Origin of the sequence: Acidithiobacillus concretivorus, from assembly GCF_018853445.1 — a bacterium.
Taxonomy (GTDB): Bacteria; Pseudomonadota; Gammaproteobacteria; order Acidithiobacillales; family Acidithiobacillaceae; genus Acidithiobacillus; species Acidithiobacillus concretivorus.
This window is the reverse complement of sequence record NZ_JABELD010000028.1, coordinates 1-17,860: the sequence shown is the minus strand read 5'-3', so window position 1 is coordinate 17,860 and position 17,860 is coordinate 1. Positions and strand designations below refer to the sequence as shown.

General features: G+C 53.7%; 19 protein-coding genes. 14 read left to right on the top strand and 5 right to left on the bottom strand.

Annotated elements, in window-relative coordinates; genetic code table 11:
- Positions 1–127: 127 nt before the first annotated feature.
- Together pelG and HJG40_RS04215 are read left to right on the top strand one after the other, a co-directional pair.
- Positions 128–1,357 (top strand): exopolysaccharide Pel transporter PelG, encoded by a 1,230-nt coding sequence (pelG, locus tag HJG40_RS04220; RefSeq protein ID WP_215863034.1) that lies wholly within the window; start codon positions 128–130, stop codon positions 1,355–1,357.
- Positions 1,358–1,379: 22 nt separating this feature from the next.
- Positions 1,380–2,315 (top strand): NAD-dependent epimerase/dehydratase family protein, encoded by a 936-nt coding sequence (locus tag HJG40_RS04215; RefSeq protein WP_215863033.1) that lies wholly within the window; start codon positions 1,380–1,382, stop codon positions 2,313–2,315.
- A gap of 112 nt (positions 2,316–2,427) precedes the next feature.
- On the opposite strand, the gene HJG40_RS04210 is transcribed toward HJG40_RS04215, so the two are convergent.
- The gene (locus tag HJG40_RS04210) at positions 2,428–2,631 is read right to left on the bottom strand and encodes a cold-shock protein (RefSeq protein WP_010642828.1); all 204 of its coding nucleotides are present in this window, start codon (positions 2,629–2,631) and stop codon (positions 2,428–2,430) included.
- 190 nt (positions 2,632–2,821) lie between these two features.
- On the opposite strand from HJG40_RS04210, the gene HJG40_RS04205 reads away from it, so the two are divergent.
- The 7 genes from HJG40_RS04205 (at position 2,822) to HJG40_RS04175 (ending at position 10,495) form a co-directional block, all read left to right on the top strand.
- The gene (locus tag HJG40_RS04205) at positions 2,822–3,703 is read left to right on the top strand and encodes an NAD(P)-dependent oxidoreductase (RefSeq protein ID WP_215863032.1); all 882 of its coding nucleotides are present in this window, start codon (positions 2,822–2,824) and stop codon (positions 3,701–3,703) included.
- Positions 3,704–3,733: 30 nt separating this feature from the next.
- Positions 3,734–6,001 carry an FdhF/YdeP family oxidoreductase gene (locus HJG40_RS04200; RefSeq protein ID WP_215863031.1) on the top strand — a complete coding sequence of 756 codons (2,268 nt, stop codon included), beginning with the start codon at positions 3,734–3,736 and terminating at the stop codon, positions 5,999–6,001.
- A complete protein-coding gene (locus tag HJG40_RS04195; RefSeq protein ID WP_215863030.1) occupies positions 5,991–6,260 on the top strand; it encodes a hypothetical protein in 270 nt (89 codons plus the stop codon). The genes HJG40_RS04200 and HJG40_RS04195 overlap by 11 nt, the downstream gene beginning before the upstream one ends.
- Entirely contained in the window at positions 6,239–7,054 is an 816-nt protein-coding gene (gene fdhD / locus HJG40_RS04190; protein WP_215863029.1) for a formate dehydrogenase accessory sulfurtransferase FdhD, read from the top strand. The genes HJG40_RS04195 and fdhD overlap by 22 nt, the downstream gene beginning before the upstream one ends.
- An 83-nt stretch (positions 7,055–7,137) precedes the next feature.
- Positions 7,138–8,247 (top strand): S-(hydroxymethyl)glutathione dehydrogenase/class III alcohol dehydrogenase, encoded by a 1,110-nt coding sequence (locus HJG40_RS04185; protein WP_215863028.1) that lies wholly within the window; start codon positions 7,138–7,140, stop codon positions 8,245–8,247.
- Between the two features lie 8 nt (positions 8,248–8,255).
- Positions 8,256–9,125 carry an S-formylglutathione hydrolase gene (gene fghA, locus HJG40_RS04180; RefSeq protein ID WP_303646300.1) on the top strand — a complete coding sequence of 290 codons (870 nt, stop codon included), beginning with the start codon at positions 8,256–8,258 and terminating at the stop codon, positions 9,123–9,125.
- A gap of 53 nt (positions 9,126–9,178) precedes the next feature.
- The gene (locus tag HJG40_RS04175; protein WP_215863027.1) at positions 9,179–10,495 is read left to right on the top strand and encodes an MFS transporter; all 1,317 of its coding nucleotides are present in this window, start codon (positions 9,179–9,181) and stop codon (positions 10,493–10,495) included.
- Positions 10,496–10,497: 2 nt separating this feature from the next.
- On the opposite strand, the gene HJG40_RS04170 is transcribed toward HJG40_RS04175, so the two are convergent.
- Genes HJG40_RS04170 through hemC form a run of 4 tightly spaced genes read right to left on the bottom strand, consistent with a single transcriptional unit; the run spans position 10,498 to position 13,889 of the window.
- Positions 10,498–11,205 (bottom strand): energy transducer TonB, encoded by a 708-nt coding sequence (locus HJG40_RS04170; RefSeq protein WP_215863026.1) that lies wholly within the window; start codon positions 11,203–11,205, stop codon positions 10,498–10,500.
- A complete protein-coding gene (gene hemB / locus HJG40_RS04165; protein WP_215863025.1) occupies positions 11,193–12,185 on the bottom strand; it encodes a porphobilinogen synthase in 993 nt (330 codons plus the stop codon). Before hemB ends, HJG40_RS04170 begins: the two co-directional genes overlap by 13 nt.
- Positions 12,178–12,975 (bottom strand): uroporphyrinogen-III synthase, encoded by a 798-nt coding sequence (locus tag HJG40_RS04160; protein ID WP_226857115.1) that lies wholly within the window; start codon positions 12,973–12,975, stop codon positions 12,178–12,180. Before HJG40_RS04160 ends, hemB begins: the two co-directional genes overlap by 8 nt.
- On the bottom strand, positions 12,972–13,889 hold the full coding sequence (gene hemC, locus HJG40_RS04155; RefSeq protein WP_215863024.1) for a hydroxymethylbilane synthase: 918 nt from the start codon (positions 13,887–13,889) through the stop codon (positions 12,972–12,974). The genes HJG40_RS04160 and hemC overlap by 4 nt, the downstream gene beginning before the upstream one ends.
- Before the next feature lie 167 nt (positions 13,890–14,056).
- Here hemC and pal point away from each other — a divergent pair, with 167 nt between their 5' ends.
- From pal to HJG40_RS04130, 5 genes are all read left to right on the top strand, one after another.
- Positions 14,057–14,635, top strand: coding sequence for a peptidoglycan-associated lipoprotein Pal (gene pal, locus HJG40_RS04150; protein ID WP_215863023.1), 579 nt, complete (start codon positions 14,057–14,059; stop codon positions 14,633–14,635).
- Between the two features lie 21 nt (positions 14,636–14,656).
- Positions 14,657–15,481 (top strand): tol-pal system protein YbgF, encoded by an 825-nt coding sequence (gene ybgF / locus HJG40_RS04145; RefSeq protein WP_215863022.1) that lies wholly within the window; start codon positions 14,657–14,659, stop codon positions 15,479–15,481.
- A 2-nt stretch (positions 15,482–15,483) separates the two neighbouring features.
- Complete coding sequence (queE, locus tag HJG40_RS04140) at positions 15,484–16,128, top strand: 7-carboxy-7-deazaguanine synthase QueE (protein ID WP_215863021.1); 645 nt, start codon at positions 15,484–15,486, stop codon at positions 16,126–16,128.
- A gap of 12 nt (positions 16,129–16,140) precedes the next feature.
- Positions 16,141–16,821 (top strand): 7-cyano-7-deazaguanine synthase QueC, encoded by a 681-nt coding sequence (gene queC / locus HJG40_RS04135; protein ID WP_226857112.1) that lies wholly within the window; start codon positions 16,141–16,143, stop codon positions 16,819–16,821.
- A 356-nt stretch (positions 16,822–17,177) separates the two neighbouring features.
- On the top strand, positions 17,178–17,792 hold the full coding sequence (locus tag HJG40_RS04130) for a molybdopterin-dependent oxidoreductase (protein WP_226857107.1): 615 nt from the start codon (positions 17,178–17,180) through the stop codon (positions 17,790–17,792).
- The last annotated feature ends 68 nt before the right edge of the window (positions 17,793–17,860 follow it).

Below are 17,860 nucleotides of genomic sequence, written 5' to 3'. Positions count from 1 at the left end.
CCACGGCGGAACCAATCCTAACGCGAGAGAAAACAGCTCTTCAGGGACCATCAGCTAACTCCAATTCAGGGCACGACCGCTCCACAGCATTCTACCCCCTACCCACTCAATCTGACGAAGAGCCGCCATGAGCCAGAATGAGCACAGCTCAGCCGTTATTGAGTTTCAGGTTTCGGTAACTTATCTGATCATGTCCTCACTGATTTTTACTGGCCCTGTTCAGTTGCTGTTTACCCGTTATATTGCTGACATGCTTTTCGCTCGGGAAAAAAAAGCCGTTATATCCATCATCCTTATGATGATCGCCAGTACCTGTGCCCTCGGTGGCATTCTTGCTTTCGTCATAGCGATCCTGTTTTTTGACAATACGCCTATTTTTTATCAGTTCTTGATGGGTACAGGCTTTGTAGAACTCTGTGGAGTATGGATTTTGACGATTATGGGAACCAGCCTCAAGGATTATAAGGCCCTGGTTTCTTGGTATCTGGTAGCCTATACAGTGATTGTACTCGCTGGCATCTATCTGGGTGCTGATCGAGGTTTGTATGGGTATTTACTGGCTTTTGATCTCGGTCAGGGTATTTTGTTAATGAGCCTAGGGGCCATGGTCATTCGTCAGTTTCCGGGCATGCTCAGCTTTCCAGGGAGTGTTCTCAGCACTCAGCGCATGTTCTGGTCTCTTGCTTGGGTAGGACTATTTTTCAACGCCGCCGTCTGGGCAGATAAACTTTTGTTTTGGTTCACTCCAGACACCAGTGCTCTGGTCATTGGACCGCTGCGCGCTTCGCCAATTTATGATGTACCCATTTTTCTAAGCTATCTCCTGATTGTACCAGGCCTGGCTATGTTTCTCTTTCGCCTTGAAACTGATTTTGTGGAAGCTTATGAAGCCTATAATCGTGCCATTGTCGAAGGTGGAAATTATTCTGAGCTCATTATAGCCAAACAAGGGATGATCAATGCTACTAGAACCGGTTTATGGGATATTGCCAAGGTGCAAGGCATAACCGTCATATTTGCCATCGCCTTTACTCCGCAAATACTCAGCTTGCTGGGTTATCCCGTCAGCTATTCACGAATTTTCCAGTTTGATGTTATTGGCGTCAGTTTGCAACTTTTATTCATGAGTATTTTGAATGTTTATTTCTATATGGATTTACGTGGTCGCAGCACTTTAATGACCTTGATCTTTTTTTTAGGAAATGTCCTTTTCACCTGGTTAAGCTTACAGAGAGGCCCATTTTTTTATGGTATGGGGTTCATGTTTTCTTTATTTATTGCTGATATATTAGGACTTTTTTTGTTGCAACGAGACTTGCGCGACATCGACTTCATCACCTTCTTTAGATCTCATTAAAATATAAAGGACGTTAAATATCATGAATTCAAAACAGCGTGCAGGAACCATCTTAGTGGTCGGTGGTGCCGGCTTCATTGGCTCCCACACGGTTGAGCTTCTGCTTTCTGAAGGTTATCACGTCCGTGTTCTGGATAACCTCTCCACCGGAAAAAGGGACAACTTACCCGCAAGTCATGAACGTCTGGATTTTATATTTGGCGACATGACCAATCGAATGCTCCTGCATCAAGCCTGTGAAGGCGTGACCCATATATTGCATGTTGCCGCCCAGGTTTCCGTCATCAGAAGTCAGGAGGACCCTGTTTTTTCCTGTCAGCAGAACATTCTGGCTTATGTTGGCGTTCTCGAAGAGGCGCGGAAACACCATACGCGCTTTGTGTACGCATCTTCGGCCGCTGTATATGGTAACCCCACAAAACTGCCTCTGAATGAAGATGAACCAGCTTTGCCAATTTCTCCTTATGGAATGGAAAAATATACGAACGAGTTATATGCAGACCTCTACGGCCGCATGCATCACCTTTCTCATTTAGGCTTACGTTACTTTAATGTTTACGGTCCCCGACAGGATCCCCAATCCCCCTATAGCGGGGTAATTTCCCGTTTTGTGGCTCAGGCACTTTCCCAGCAGGCACTGACCATCCGTGGTGATGGCAGCCAGGAACGAGATTTCATTCACGTCAAAGATGTTGCTCAGGCCAACGTGGCTGCTCTTACCGGGAACGCACAAGGAAGCATAAACATCGCCCGAGGAGAAACGACTACCATTCTCAACCTGGCAAAAACCATTCAACAACTTGTCAGCACGCCATCCCATATTGAATGGGTTCCACCCGTAGAAGGAGATATCCGCCGTTCCATTGCGGATAACGAGCGTATGCGCAAGGATTTATGCCAACCCTTCTGGTCTTTATCTGAAGGTATTCAGGATTTATTGCAGGCACGGGTTATCTGACAAGCGGCTATACGCAGTTGCTGGCTGGCATACGCGCCCTGACGCAAATTTTATCCGCCAAAAAAAAAGCGCCGCAATTGCGGCGCCCTGGGCGATGATCATCCGCTAGGGATTAGATCTCGCGCACGTCCTCAGCCTGCATGCCTTTGGGGCCGCGAACACTGTTGAACGATACACGTGCGCCTTCTGCCAGGGTCTTGAAGCCGCTGCCCTGAATGGCGGAATGATGTACGAATACATCTTCTTTACCATCTTCAGGCGTAATGAAACCGAAACCTTTACTATCGTTAAACCACTTTACTGTACCTGTTGCCATTTGATGCACTTCCTATTGCGTAAATTCGGACCACGTGTCCATAGGCGAGCATAGGGACTATTCTGGAGACATGCAAGGCATTTCGTAAATATTTTGCGTCAAATCATGTATTGTTGACGAAAACAGAGATTCTGACTAAGGTTAGAACCAACCGTCCGGTATGTAACAGCTGCAAAACGAGGAGGTCAGCATGCAAGTGGGTTTCGTAGGATTGGGGCAAATGGGGTCGGGCATGGCGGCCAGGCTGCTCACTTCCGAAGTTAATCTTAAAGTATTTAATCGCTCTCCCGAAAAAATGCAGGCTCTTGTGGACCAAGGCGCAACAGCCGCCAGTAACCTTCAGGATTTTGCTGATGCCGATGTGGTATTCACCATGCTCGCCGACGATCCGGTCGTGGCATCCCTGGTTCTGGAGAAAAAGGGTCTGCTCGCGCAGCTGCGACCTGGCGCTGTGCATGTGTCCTGCAGCACCATCAGCGTCGCACTTTCAGCACAACTGGCCGCAGCCCATGCCCAGGCTGGACAGGAGTATCTGGCCGCTCCGGTTTTCGGAAGACCCGATGCTGCGGCTGCTGGCAAGCTGTTCCTGGCCTTGGCGGGAAAACCGGAGATCATCTCCCGCCTGCAACCGCTTTTTGATAGGATAGGCCAACGCAGCTTTGTGGTTGCAGATGCACCCGAGAAGGCCAATCTGGTCAAACTTAGTGGTAATTTTTTGATAGCTTCAGTCATTGAGTCGCTGGGTGAAGCCATGGCACTGGTGGAAAAAGGTGGTGTAGACCGTCATGCCTATCTGGATTTGCTGACATCCAGTCTGTTCAATGTGCCTCTCTACAAAAACTATGGCGCACTGATTGCCGACCGGAAATTTACGCCGCCAGGATTTGCCGCACCCTTGGGCCAGAAAGATATGCGTCTGGTTCTGGCTGCAGCAGAAAATCTGGATGTTCCATTGCCCTTGGCAAGCCTCTTGCGTGATCGCTTTATTCGACTTGCTGCGGAGGGTGGCACCATCCGTGACTGGTCTGCCATCGGCGCATTGGCCGCAGAGGATGCCGGTCTTTTGTCCTGAAAGTTGGAGATGCTTCACAAGGAGAAAACCATGTCTGAGCTGAAATTTCGTCCTTATCATCAACCAGCAGGAGGCTGGGGAGCGCTTCGTGCTTCCATGCAGAGCCTGCGCCAGCAAGGTATTCTCTCGGAAGGAACGGCCCTGTTGCTGAAGTCCAATCAGGCCGAAGGTTTTGATTGCCCGGGCTGCGCCTGGCCTGATCCCGATGCCCACTCTACCTTTGAATTTTGTGAAAATGGCGTCAAAGCGGTCGCAGCCGAAGCCACCAGCAAACGCGTAACAGCCGATTTATTTGCCGAGCATTCCGTGAGCTGGCTTGCCCAGCAAAGTGATTATGATCTGGAAGAATTTGGCCGCCTGACCGAACCGATGATGTATGATGCCGCCAGCGACCATTATCAACCCGTTTCCTGGGCGCAGGCATTTGCCCAGATAGCCCATCATCTGCAAGCGCTCAAATCTCCCAACGAGGCTATTTTTTATACGTCCGGCAGAACCTCCAACGAAGCCGCTTTTCTCTATCAGCTTTTTGTCCGTGAATTTGGCACCAACAACATGCCGGACTGCTCCAACATGTGTCACGAACCCACCAGTCTTGGAATGCCTGAATCTATTGGTATTGGCAAAGGTACCGTCACCCTGGAAGACTTTGACCATGCCGATACACTGCTCCTCTTTGGTCATAATCCCGGCACCAATCACCCGCGAATGCTGGGTACCTTGCGGGATGCGGCCAAACGGGGCTGCCGGATTCTGGTTTTCAACCCGCTTCGGGAACGTGGCCTGCAGCGTTTTGTGAACCCTCAGGATCCTGGCGAGATGCTCACCAATCATGGGACCGAAATCGCTACCCATTACTATCAACCCCGCATTGGCGGCGACTATGCCATTGCCCTCGGCATAGTGCGCTATCTGTTGGAGCAAGGCTCTCTGGATGAGGATTTTATTGACATCCATACCGAAGGCTTTAATACCCTGAAAGAAATTGCCCTGGATACTCCCTGGTCAGAAATTGAGGCAGAAAGCGGTCTCAGCCATGTCGAGTTTATGGAAATCGGTAAAATTTATGATTCGGGCAAAGCCAGTATCATCACCTGGGGCATGGGCATCACCCAGCACAAACATGCCGTCGCTACCATTCAAATGCTGGTCAATGTGCTCCTCCTGAAAGGAAATATGGGTAAGCCGGGAGCGGGAGCTTGCCCCATTCGCGGACACAGTAATGTTCAGGGCGATCGCACCATGGGCATCTGGGAACGTCCCGCTGCAGATTTTCTGGATCGTCTGGGCAAGGAATTTGATTTTGAGCCGCCCCGGGAACCCGGTCATGATGTCATTGCCAGCATTGCCGCCCTGGAAAAAGGCGAAGCCAAGGTGTTTTTCGGGATGGGGGGTAATTTTGCCAATGCCACCCCGGATACGCAGCGCGTACATGAAGCCTTGCGCCATTGTGAACTGACCGTGCATGTAACCACCAAACTCAATCGCTCTCATGTGGTCCACGGAAAAAATGCCCTGATTCTTCCTTGTCTGGGTCGGACAGAAATAGACATTCAAAATGGTCAGCCCCAGGGCATCACCGTTGAGGATTCCATGAGCATGGTGCACATTTCCCAGGGAATGCGGGCGCCGGCATCGTCCCAACTGAAATCCGAATGTGCCATTATCGCCGAACTGGCTGAAGCCACTTTGCCCGATAGCAGAACCCCATGGCGCGCCCTGGTAGAGGATTACGACCGGATTCGCGACCGCATCTCACGGGTAGTTGCGGGTTTTGAGGACTTCAATGCCCGGGTCCATCAACCCAGAGGGTTTCATCTCGATCTGCCGCCACGCTCCCGGCGCTGGACGACGCCATCGGGCAAGGCTCAGTTTATTGCCCAGCCACTGCATAATATTACCGAAGACCGCTTTGTTCCCAAAAGTTCCGAGCGGGTTTTCAATCTGATGACTATTCGTAGTCATGATCAATACAACACCACCATTTATGGATACGAAGATCGCTACCGGGGGGTATCGGGTGCCCGCAATATTTGCTTCATGCATCCGGAAGATATTGCAGATTTGGGTTTTGCGGAAAATACGCTGGTCGATATTATTTCGCACTGGACTGACGGCGAGCGCGTTGCCCGGAGTTTTCGCCTGCTGCCCTATGATATTCCCCGCTCCTGTGTGGCGGGCTACTATCCCGAACTGAATGTACTGGTGCCTCTGTCCAGTCATGCAGACCGGGCCAACACTCCGACTTCCAAATCCATTCGGGTGACTTTTCAAGCGGTGAGCAACCGTGACGACTGAACCTGCTCCAGAATCGGCCACGGAAGATCTGGTCATCGCTCTGCTGCAAGCCCTCTGTCATGAACCGGTCATTTCTCTGGCAAAAATAGGTAAACAGATGAATTTACGGCGGAGCCAACTGGAACGTCTGTTGTTACTGCTTGGTGAAAATGAAAGCTGGGGTGGTATGGGATATCTGACCCAAAGCGAACAACGTGGTCGCACCGTGATCCTTCTTACCCAGAAAGGAAAGGATTTATGCGCATCAATGGTGAATTAGGTGCGGGTATCGGCTGGTCGGCAGCAACCCTGTTGACCGGAAAGGGATTACCGGTTGCCCACCAGGAAGCGGTCCTTGAAGAACGCGCAGTCTCCATTGTCATCAATGGTCAGGCTTACGCAGTGATGATGGTAACGCCGCAACACCTCGATGATTTCTTTATGGGTTTTTTGTGGAGCGAAGGCATTATTCACGTCCCTGAGGAAATGATCACCTGGGAGTGGGTGACCGAAAATGGTGCCTGGGCCATTTATCTCCAGCTCACGGCAGAAGCAGCCGAGCGCGCGCAACACAAGCGTCGCCACGTCATTGGCGGAAGTGCCTGCGGCCTGTGCGGGACGCCTCTCCTGGCCGGGCTCATTCCTTTTGCGCCACTGGAGAGCAGTTTTTGCTGTAGCCCGGTCTCCATTCGTACTCTCATGGTACAAATGCAGGAGCAACAGGCGCTGAACCACAGCACCGGCACAGCTCATGCCGCTATTCTCGGCTATCGCCGGAATTATCTGGTGCGCGAAGATATTGGTCGCCATAATGCCGTGGATAAGAGTATTGGTGCGGCTATTCAGCAAGGACTGATGCCCGGCGAAGTCCATGTGCTGGGGATTTCCTCACGACTGAGTTTTGAAATTGTGCTCAAGGCCATTGGCTTTGGTATTCCGGTGATTGCGGCCATTTCCGGAGTCAGCAGCCTCGCCATCGAGCTGGCTGAAAGCCACGGAGTAACCCTGATTGGTTACGCCCGCGATGATCGCATGACTTTATATGCCCACTCCGAACGCATTCAGAAAGAATAAATACCCGCACTTTCCCCGGTTTGTGATTATGTGATTAATAGTTAAGCTGTTTTTTATTCGCCAATTTGTCAGGAGATTACTTTATGGATGTGCGTGCAGCCGTCGCCTATGGCGCCAATCAACCCCTCGTCGTCGAGACTGTGCAGCTGGATGGTCCCCGCGCAGGGGAAGTGCTGGTGGAAATCAAGGCGACCGGGGTCTGCCATACCGATGCCTACACACTTTCCGGCATGGATCCGGAAGGACTGTTCCCTACCATTCTTGGTCATGAAGGCGCAGGTGTGGTGGTTGAGGTCGGCGCGGGGGTGCGCTCTCTGAAACCCGGAGATCATGTTATTCCCCTGTATACCCCGGAGTGTCGGGAATGCGAATATTGTCTGAGTGGTAAAACCAATTTGTGTCAGGCCATTCGTGAAACTCAGGGTAAAGGCTTGATGCCCGATGGCAGCAGCCGTTTTTCCAGTCAGGGCAAGCCTCTATATCATTACATGGGAACCAGCACTTTCGCGCAATACACCGTACTCCCGGAAATTGCCCTGGCCAAAATTCGTGAGGATGCGCCCTTTGACAAGGTTTGCTATATCGGCTGCGGCGTAACTACGGGTATTGGCGCGGTGATTTATACGGCCAAGGTACGCCCTGGTGACAAGGTGGTGGTTTTTGGTTTGGGTGGTATCGGCCTGAACGTCGTGCAGGGTGCCCGCCTGGCGGGTGCCGACATGATCATCGGCGTGGATATCAACCCCTCCAAAAAAGCTTTGGCCGAAGAATTCGGGATGACGCATTTCGTCAATCCCAAAGAGGTGGAAGGTGATCTGGTTCCTTATCTGGTCAACCTCACCAAAGGCGGAGCAGACTTCAGCTTTGAATGCATTGGTAACACCACGTTGATGCGTCAGGCTCTGGAATGTTGCCACAAGGGTTGGGGAACCAGCGTCATCATTGGCGTCGCCGGAGCTGGCCAGGAAATCAGCACGCGCCCCTTCCAGCTGGTGACTGGACGTAACTGGCGCGGCTCTGCTTTTGGCGGCGCCAAAGGCCGTACGGACGTGCCCAAAATTGTCGACTGGTATATGGAAGGCAAAATCCGGATTGATGAGATGATCACCCATACCCTGCCACTGGAATCCATCAATACCGCCTTTGATTTGATGCACGAAGGTAAATCCATCCGCACCGTGCTGACTTTCTGAGGTATTTCATGCCCGTTCAAGAACTGGAGATCCTCGAATCTCATGCCTGCTTTGCTGGGCGCATGGAGCGCTATGAACATCCATCCCGGCAATGTCAGGGACCCATGCGTTTTGCGATTTTCATACCCCCGCATCAACCCGGGGAAAAGCTTCCGGTGCTGACTTTTCTTGCCGGACTGACCTGCAGCGAAGAAACCTTCATGATCAAGGCAGGCGCTCAACGCTATGCGGCAGAACTGGGGCTTATTCTGGTAGCGCCCGATACCAGCCCCCGTAATACCGGAATTGCAGGAGAAAATGACGACTGGGACTTCGGCAGTGGTGCCGGATTTTATCTGGATGCAACGCAAGTCCCCTGGCAGACTCACTATCAGATGTTTTCCTATGTAACCGAAGAACTTCCCGCCCTCATTGCCCGAAATTTTCCCATGAGTGGGGAAAGCCAGGGCATTTGCGGGCATTCCATGGGTGGTCACGGGGCTCTGGTCTGCGGATTACGACGACCCGGGCAGTATCAGTCCCTGTCGGCCTTCGCCCCGGTATCCGCCCCCAGTCAGACACCCTGGGGACAAAAAGCCTTTAGTCGCTACCTCGGTGCCGATACTCAGCAATGGCTGGCTTATGACAGCCTGGAACTCCTCAAAAGTTCGGGCCAACAGCACCCACCCATCCTGATAGATCAGGGGCGCGCTGATCCATTTCTGGAGCTAGAACTGAAAACCGAATATCTGCAAGCTCTGAATGACCCCCAAATCATCCTGCGCTGGCATGAAGCCTATGATCATAGCTATTTTTTCATCAGCAGCTTCATTGGAGAACATCTGAATTTCCATGCCCGCCATCTGGGTGCTGTACCCAGGTCACCTGCCGATGAATGATTTCCGCAGTGCAGATGACTGGCATCATTTTCATATTTCAGGGCCTTTAGCTGATGTCTGACCGTCGCGGGCATGCGTTGGGTGCAGCCATGTTGGGGATGCTGCTGGACGGCTATGACCTCAGCATCATGGCGGTGGTTCTGCTGCCGCTGAGCAGCGCCTGGCATCTGCAAGCTACGGAAACTGGCATTCTCATGGCCATGGCCCTGCTGGGCTCCCTGATTGGCGGATTATTTGGTGGATTTTTCACGGATCGTTTTGGTCGCCGCCGGCTGCTTTTTCCCAACATTTTTCTTTATGTGCTGGGAGCCTTGATCAGTGCTTTCAGTCCGGATACCGCAGCCCTTTTTGCCGGGCGATTTATTACCGGCCTCGCCATTGGCCTCGACTACCCACTGGTGGCCACCATCGTTGCCGAATACAGCCAGTCGGCGCAGCGCGGAAACCGCTTTGCCCGGGTCAATCTGGCCTGGTATGTGGGCGCACTGCTCTCCACCCTTGTCGGCTGGGCGCTGCTATCCACTGGACCCGGTTCCTGGCGCTGGATGCTGGGTAGCGCCATCGTCCCCGCCCTGGCCTTGCTCTGGCTTCGTCGTGGCTTGCCGGAATCACCGCGCTGGCTGGTACGCAAAGGGCAATATCAGCAGGCGGAGGAAGCCCTGGAGCAGCTACAGCCAGCTTATTCGCAAGCGCAGCGGCAGGCGGAACTCAAGAGTTTTCAGATTCAGCGTCAATCATGGCGCATTCTGCTCCGTAAGGCCTGGTTGCGACGCCTTTTTCTCAGCGTTTTTCCCTGGTTTTGTCTGGACGTGGTTGGTCTCGGAATAGGTCTCTATTTCCCCATGGTACTGCGTGATAATGGTCTGGCCAGCAGTAATGCCGCTGCTGCAGCCATCAATGCCGTTTTTCTGATTATTTCGGCCCTGGGAATAGTTTTTATTGTTTCCCGTCTGGATCGCTGGGGGCGTATTCCCCTGCAGAGTGCGGGTTTTGGTCTGATGTCCCTGGGACTGGCCGTATTTGCGCTCTGCTCCTGGAACCATTGGATTATGGGGGTGTACCTGGCCGCTGCCGTCTATTCTTTTGGGGTGGGCATTGGTCCCGGCGTCACCGTATTTGCTCTGGCAGTGGAAATATTCCCCACCGAATTGCGGGCCAGCGCTGCGGGTCTGGCAACGGCGCTGTCGCGGCTCGGGGCCTTCTTTTCCGCCGTACTGTTTCCAATTTTTGAAAAAAGCTGGGGGATTCCTCTGGTGCTGGTATTTATGTCAGTTGTTGCCCTGCTCGGCTTGCTGGCCACCCTGATTTATGGCGTGGAATCGCGTATGAAAAGCCTGGAGGAACTGGAAAATCTGGCCGCTAAAAACTGAAGCTACTCAAAACTCCAGGTACGGACGATACGCAATGGCGTCGGTGGGGATTGCCACAGAGCCGGTAAGGCTGCAAAAGGTGCCGCAGCACGAATAAGAGTTTCCACGGCTTCTACCAAGGCCGTATTGCGTGATCCCTGCAACATGGAAATTTCCAGCAGATGTCCGTTTGGAGCAATGGTTACTGCCACGACCACCCGTCCTTGCGGCAACGGCCCATGCCCCGGCGCAAACAGCTTTTTCTGGGCGAGCGCCATAATGCGTCCTTCCCAGTTTTTCAGATAGAAGTTATAGGCAGCCTGGCGCTCTGCCGAGGATACAGCTGGCATCGCTTTATGTGTCACGGCGTCCACATCCGCCTGTGGACGCGACGCGCGCGGATCTACCGGGGCACTGATCCGGGGCTGATGAAAAGTGGGCGTCAGGGAAATTTCCACCAACGAAGTAACCGGATTTTTCTTGGCCAGCGGTGCGGCCAGACCCAATAACAGATACATCCAGACCAGCACATTGACAAACAACGAAAACAACAACCAGGGAAACAACTGGTCCATATCACTGGCGCGCAACCGGAAAATCCGGCCAACGGCGGTAATGCCTACTGCACCATACCAGCGCAGGCGAAATAACCCATCTTCGAGTAGAGTGTCAGATTTTCTCTGGCGCACATTCCGGCCAGGACGCGCTGAGGACGCTTTTACTCCAGCCATTCCGCCGCATCCAGGGCGTAATAAGTAATAATGGCGTCTGCCCCGGCGCGTTTCATGCCCAGTAAAGATTCCAGCACGCTGCGCTGTAAATCCAGCCATCCCGCCCGCGCGGCTGCCTGCAACATGCTGTATTCTCCTGACACCTGATAAGTCAGCACCGGCAGATCACAGCGTTCGCGTAAATCCCGTACCAGATCCAGATACGGCATGGCGGGTTTGACCATGACCATGTCGCAACCTTCAGCAATATCCAGATCCAACTCGCGGAACGCTTCGCGGCGGTTGCCTGGATCCATCTGATAGGCGCGACGATCTCCAAACTGGGGGGCACTGTCGGCTGCATCCCGGAACGGCCCGTAATAGGCGCTGGCATACTTGACCGCGTAGGACAAAATGCTGACCTCGGAATGACCGGCAGCATCCAGCGCCTCACGGATGGCCGTCACCATGCCATCCACCATGCCCGATGGCGCCACCACATGCACACCCGCCTCGGCATAGGAAAGTGCCTGACGCTGCAGGTTTTCCAGGGTCGCATTATCATCCCGATCCCCTTCGGCGTTGAGAATACCGCAATGGCCATGATCGGTGTATTCACAAAAACACGCGTCTGCGATGACCAGCAGATCGGGGTAGGCGGCACGGATGGCGCGGGCGGCTTTTTGCACCAAGCCCTCGCTATCCCAGGAGGCTGAACCGCAGGCATCCTTGCAATCTTCAGTAATCACACCAAACAACAAAACCGCCGAAATACCTCGGGAGACCGCTGCTCCGCAAAGTTTTAAGGCTGAATCAATACTATGGCGAAACACCCCGGGCATGGAAATAATATCACTGCGGATCCCTTCCCCTTCCACCAGAAAAATGGGCAGGATGAAATCTGCTGGAGTCAGCTGATTTTCCTGCAGCATGGCGCGCATGGCCGGATGACGGCGCAAACGTCGGGGTGAATGTCGTAAGGAAAGACTATTTCTAGACATTAGCAGCTTGCTCCTGGCTTTTTGCCCAGACTTCCAGAGCCGCCATAATCCCTTCGGTACTGGCTTCTTCGGCTACCCAGGGTTCCGGCAAACCCACCGCAGTAATGGCTTCTGCGGTGAGCGGGCTGATGGCAATCAGGGGTGTATTTTTCAACCAGCGCTGGCCGAGCCCGCCAATCATTTGATAAAAGTTATTGAAAATTTCGGGACTGGTCAGGGTAACCACATGCAGTTCGCCACGGGCCCAGGCGTGCAGGAGAGGCGTTGGATTGGCACCCGGCAGAGTGCGGCGATAACACAGGACCTTATCGACTTGCGCACCACGTTCGCCCAGCACTTTTTCCAGCAATTCCCGGCCCTGATCGCCGACAAAAAGAGCGACGTGGCGGTCTTGCATTTCCGCCAGTTCAGCACTGTTGAGCAAACCCTCAGAGCTGAATTTTTTGGGCACCAGATCCACTTGCAGGCCAAATTCCCGAAGGGCCTTGGCGGTTTCTCGCCCCACCGCCGCAACGCGCGGCCCCTGGGGCCAGATTAAATTCCGGCTTTGCAGACGACTCAGGGCAAAAGCCACAGCATTGCGGCTGGTAAAAATCACCCAGTCGAATGTATCCAGCTGGTGCAGGGCGTCATCCAGAGACTGCCAGTTTTCTGGTGCTTCAATTTGTACTGCCGGAAACAAAATCGGCCGCGCAGCAGCAGCTTTCAGCGCTTCCACCAGATCTCCGGCCTGCTCGCGGGGACGGGTCACCACTACACCTTTGTTCTGTAGCAATCCACTACTCATCATGTTTGAATTTCCTTGATAATTGCGGCAGCACCCTGGGCCAGTAGCTGGTCAGCCACCTCCTGGCCCAGTGCCACCGGATCCGTACCGCTGGCTTCAGCCCGCAGCAGGCGGGAACCATCAGGACTGGCTACCAGTCCACGCAGGAACAGCTTTTGTTCCTGCCATTCTGCCAGCGCGGCAACCGGCAAGCGACAATCTCCACCCAGAATCCGGTTCATGCTGCGCTCCGCCAACACACACTGCCAGGTAGACTGATCCATCAAGGGCTGTAATAACCCCCTTGTTGCCGTATCGTCTGTGCGGATTTCAATGCCTACCGCGCCCTGCCCCACGGCAGGCAAGGAATGCTCAACGGGAATAGCGTAGGTAATCCGCTCATGGAGCTGCAGACGCTTCAGCCCCGCCACAGCCAGGATAATCGCCGAATATTGACCTTCGTCCAGCTTGCGCAGACGGGTAGCCACATTACCCCGTAAATCATCCACCTGGACTTGCGGATATTTTTGCAATAACTGTGCGCGACGCCGCAAGCTGGAACTCCCCACTCTGGCGCCCGGCGCAAGTTCCTCCGGATGGCGGACCGTGTTGCTGACGAAGGCATCACGGACATCCTCCCGCGCCATGATGGCCGCAATTTCCAGGCCCTCCGGCTGCAGGGCGGGCACATCCTTCATGGAATGCACGGCAATATCCACCTGGCCCGCCAGTAACGCTTCTTCGATTTCCTTGACGAACAGCCCTTTGCCCCCCAGGGAATGCAAGGGCGCGTCCAGCAGTACGTCCCCACTGGTGCTCATGCGGATGATTTCCACCTGAATACCCGGATGGGCGGCATGCAGGGCATCCCGAACATGCTCAGCCTGCCAGACAGCGAGAGGACTGGCGCGGGTACCAATTCGAATTAGTGGCATCATGGCGGGATAATCATCCTGAAATAACACAAAAAAGCAGGAGCTAGAACCCTTGGCAGGGCAACTTTTCCCGTCAAGGATAATGATGTTTGAGCAAAGCAGCAAATAACATTGAAATACTCTTTAACTACAAGATACAATCGCAGCAAATTTAACAGGAGCTCGAAAACATGCGTCACCATCAAATCTGGATAGCTGTTGCAATGACTGGTGCCCTGGCACTGACGGGCTGCGCCCATAATGTAGGTAGTGGCAAACCCAGCACTGTGGGTGCTGTGGCCCCTGTCAATTCTGCTGCCACCGCAGGTTACAATGGCGAAGGCGTCAATGGCCAGGACCTGAATGCCAATGGCCCCATCGGCGGCGGCAACAGCGGCCTGACGGCGGCTGAACTGGCGGCTCTGCCGCAGCAATTGCGTGTGCATTTCGGCTTCAACAGTGAAAGCATGGACGCCCACGCCCAGCAGATTGCCACCCAGAACGCCCAGTTCATGGTCAATCATGCCCATGTCAAGGTCCGCCTGGAAGGTAATACCGATGACCGGGGCACTCAGGAATACAATCTGGCCCTCGGCGAACGCCGCGCAGAAACCGTAAAGCAGTTTCTGGAAGCTCAGGGAGTCAACGCTGCGCGCATCAGCACCGTAAGCTTCGGCAAGGATAACCCCCTCTGCACCACCAATGATGCCGAATGCTGGGCAAAAAACCGCCGCGTTGATTTTGTGTATAGTGGTGGCTACAACGGCTAAACAGCCAAGGAGTATATGTTGATGAAACGCTGGCAATTACTGCCTGTTCTTCCGTTATTGTGCCTGAGTCCATTTGCCCAGGCAGAATCCACGAGTGACCGGGTGCTCCAGCTTCAACAGCAAATGGCAGTCATGCAGGGCGAGTTGAGCAGTCTTGTTGCGGTTCAGCAAGCGGATAAAGGCTCCCAAAGCGCTCTGTCCAGCCTGCTTCAACGGACTCAACGTCTGGAGCAGGAGGTTCGCAATCTGCGTGGGGAAGTAGATACCAAAACCCATGATCTGCAAACAGAACAGCAAGCTACGGCCAGCAAGGTGCAGGCGCTGGCCGCACAGCTTGCCGTAACTACTCCAGCAACCGGCATAACCGCCAGCACCAGCAGTGTGCTGACCGGTACGTCTCCAGTCAGCACGCCTGCTGCAGCGGTGGCCAGCGCGGCCAGCAATGCTTCCGCACCATCCATTCAAGGACTGGGACAAGCCGATTACCAGCATGCCTTCAATTTTCTGCGGGATGGAAAATATGGAGATGCCGTCACCGGCCTGCAGGGTTTCATCCAGAAATATCCACAAAGCAGCCTGGTGCCGGATGCGTATTACTGGTTAGGGCAAGCCCAGTACGTACTAGGGCAAAATGATGCCGCCCTGAAAAGCCTTTATGTGGTGCCTAACCGTTTCAGTCAGAGCAGCAAGGCTCCCGAAGCCATGTTACGCATGGCCGAGATTTATCAAGCCATCGGCAAAAAGAAGCAGGCAACCGTGGTCCTGAATAAAGTCCTCAAACAATATCCCAGCACCCCGTCAGCACAAAAAGCGGAAGCACAGTTACAGGCTTTGCCGTCTCAGTAAGGATGGACGAACGGCTTCGCATCACTGAAATCTTTCATAGTCTGCAAGGGGAAACCCGCAGCGTCGGACGTCCTGCAACTTTTGTGAGGCTGACCGGCTGCCCCCTGCGTTGTCATTACTGTGATACGGCTTATGCGTTTCATGGTGGTGAATGGCAGACACTGGATACCATCATGGATGCGGTGCGTGAAGGCGGTAATCGTCTGGTCATTGTTACGGGTGGCGAGCCTCTCGCCCAGCAGGATGTGTTGCCGCTCATGACCCGGCTTTGTGATTCTGGCTACGAAGTTTTTCTGGAAACCAGCGGCGCCCTATCTGTTGAAGCGGTAGATCCTCGCGTTATCAAGGTGCTTGACCTCAAAACTCCGGATTCTGGCGAGTCAGACCGTAACCTTTGGGAAAATCTGACCCGGCTGACTGCCCAGGATCAAATCAAGATTGTCATTTGCAGTCGCCAGGACTATGACTGGGCCAAGGAAGTTCTGGCGCGGGAAGACCTGAGCCAGATCTGCGAGGTTTTGTTTTCTCCTTCTCAAGGACAAATGCCGCTCCGAAACCTGGCCGACTGGATACTCGCCGACCAGCTTCCGGTGCGCCTCCAGATTCAACTGCACAAACTCATTTGGGGCGATGTCCCGGGACGCTGAATGGTGCCAGACATGATTGAAGCAAAACCAGCCATTGTGTTGCTTTCCGGCGGCCTGGACTCCGCCACGGTCATGGCGCTGATGCGTCGCGATGGTTATGCCATTCATGCCATGTCCTTTGATTATGGCCAACGCCACAAGCAGGAACTGCATTACGCCGGACTGGTGGCGCAGGCCATGGGGGTGGCCAGTCATCGCACGGTGCATATTGATCTGGCCGCATTTGGCGGTTCGGCGCTGACCGATACCCAGCTTGCCGTACCGGAAAGTGGTGTCGTCCCCGGCATTCCCATTACCTATGTCCCGGCACGGAACACCATATTTTTATCTTTTGCCCTGGCCCTGGCTGAAGTAACCGGAGCCCAGGACATTTTCATCGGGGTCAACAGCCAGGATTACAGCGGTTATCCTGACTGCCGTCCAGAATTCATCAGTGCCTTTGAAAAGCTGGCCCAGGTGGCAACCCGCCTCGGTGACGAATCCAGAGGGCCACGCATCCACGCCCCCCTCCAGCATCTCGACAAAGGTGAAATCATCCAGTTGGGAACCCAACTAGGCGTCGATTACGGCTTGACCCGCTCCTGTTACCAGCTCGATGATCAGGGTCGATCCTGCGGCCGCTGCGACAGTTGCCGCCTGCGTCACGCCGGATTCCTGAGCGCCGGAATTGCTGATCCTACGCCTTATCAATAAGGCGGGCTGACCTGGCGCAAGACCCGCAGGCCACGGGCAAACTCTGCTTACAGAGATATCGAGTACAGGCAGTACCTCCTCCCGCAATATCGCGCCAGGATGGGTCGGTATCCGGTCCACTTGCTCAACGGTCATTTCGTTCATTGGACGCCTCCTCCCTTGCTGACAATGGAGCGTTGGATGCACCACAGAAATCCATTATATGATTGTATACCGATATAAAACATTGCAATAAATAAATTGATTTTTATCAATTCCCCCTCGGCACCAAGGCGCGTAGCATATAATCATATAATGACATACTGAGATCATTATATGATTAAATATAGCGCTTATTGTGCACAGGAGGCCTTCAAATGGCTTGGCAGTTTCCAAAAATGACCCGCCGTACCTTTCTTAAAAGCACCAGCGTCAGCGCCGTGGGCGCGACGCTCTACCATCCCGACTGGATCAAACTGGCCGGCCCCACGCATCCCGACGCTGCCGACCACTTCGCCTACTCCATCTGCAACTACTGCTCCTCCTTTTGCTCGCTGCGTATTACCGTCGCGGAGAAAAAAGGCAAGCAGCGCATCATGAAGCTGGGCGGCAACCCCAACTCCACCCTCAACGGCGACAAGATCTGCGCCCGCGGCCAATCGGGCTTACGCCAGGTCTACAGCGCCAACCGTATCAAGACGCCCCTCATCCGCGTGGCGGGCAGCAAGCGCGGCGAGATGAAATTCCGTTCGGCAACCTGGGAAGAAGCTTGGGACTACATTGCGCAAAAGAGCAAGGGGATCAAGCCGTGGGAATGGACCATCTATGGCGGCTGGAGCACCTGTTCCTTCTACATTCCCAACACCTTCTGCTTCACTGCCGCCAATCAGATCCCCAATCTCATCACTTCGCCTACGCAAAACTGCGTTTTCAACTGTCAAACAGCGTTTAAAAATGACCAGGTAACAGCGTCTATTTTTGACCAGTTTTAAAGGGGGTGGGTGCGACGTTTTTTGAACCGGTATGAATCGTTTCCGGTCTCCAGAATATCGCAGTGGTG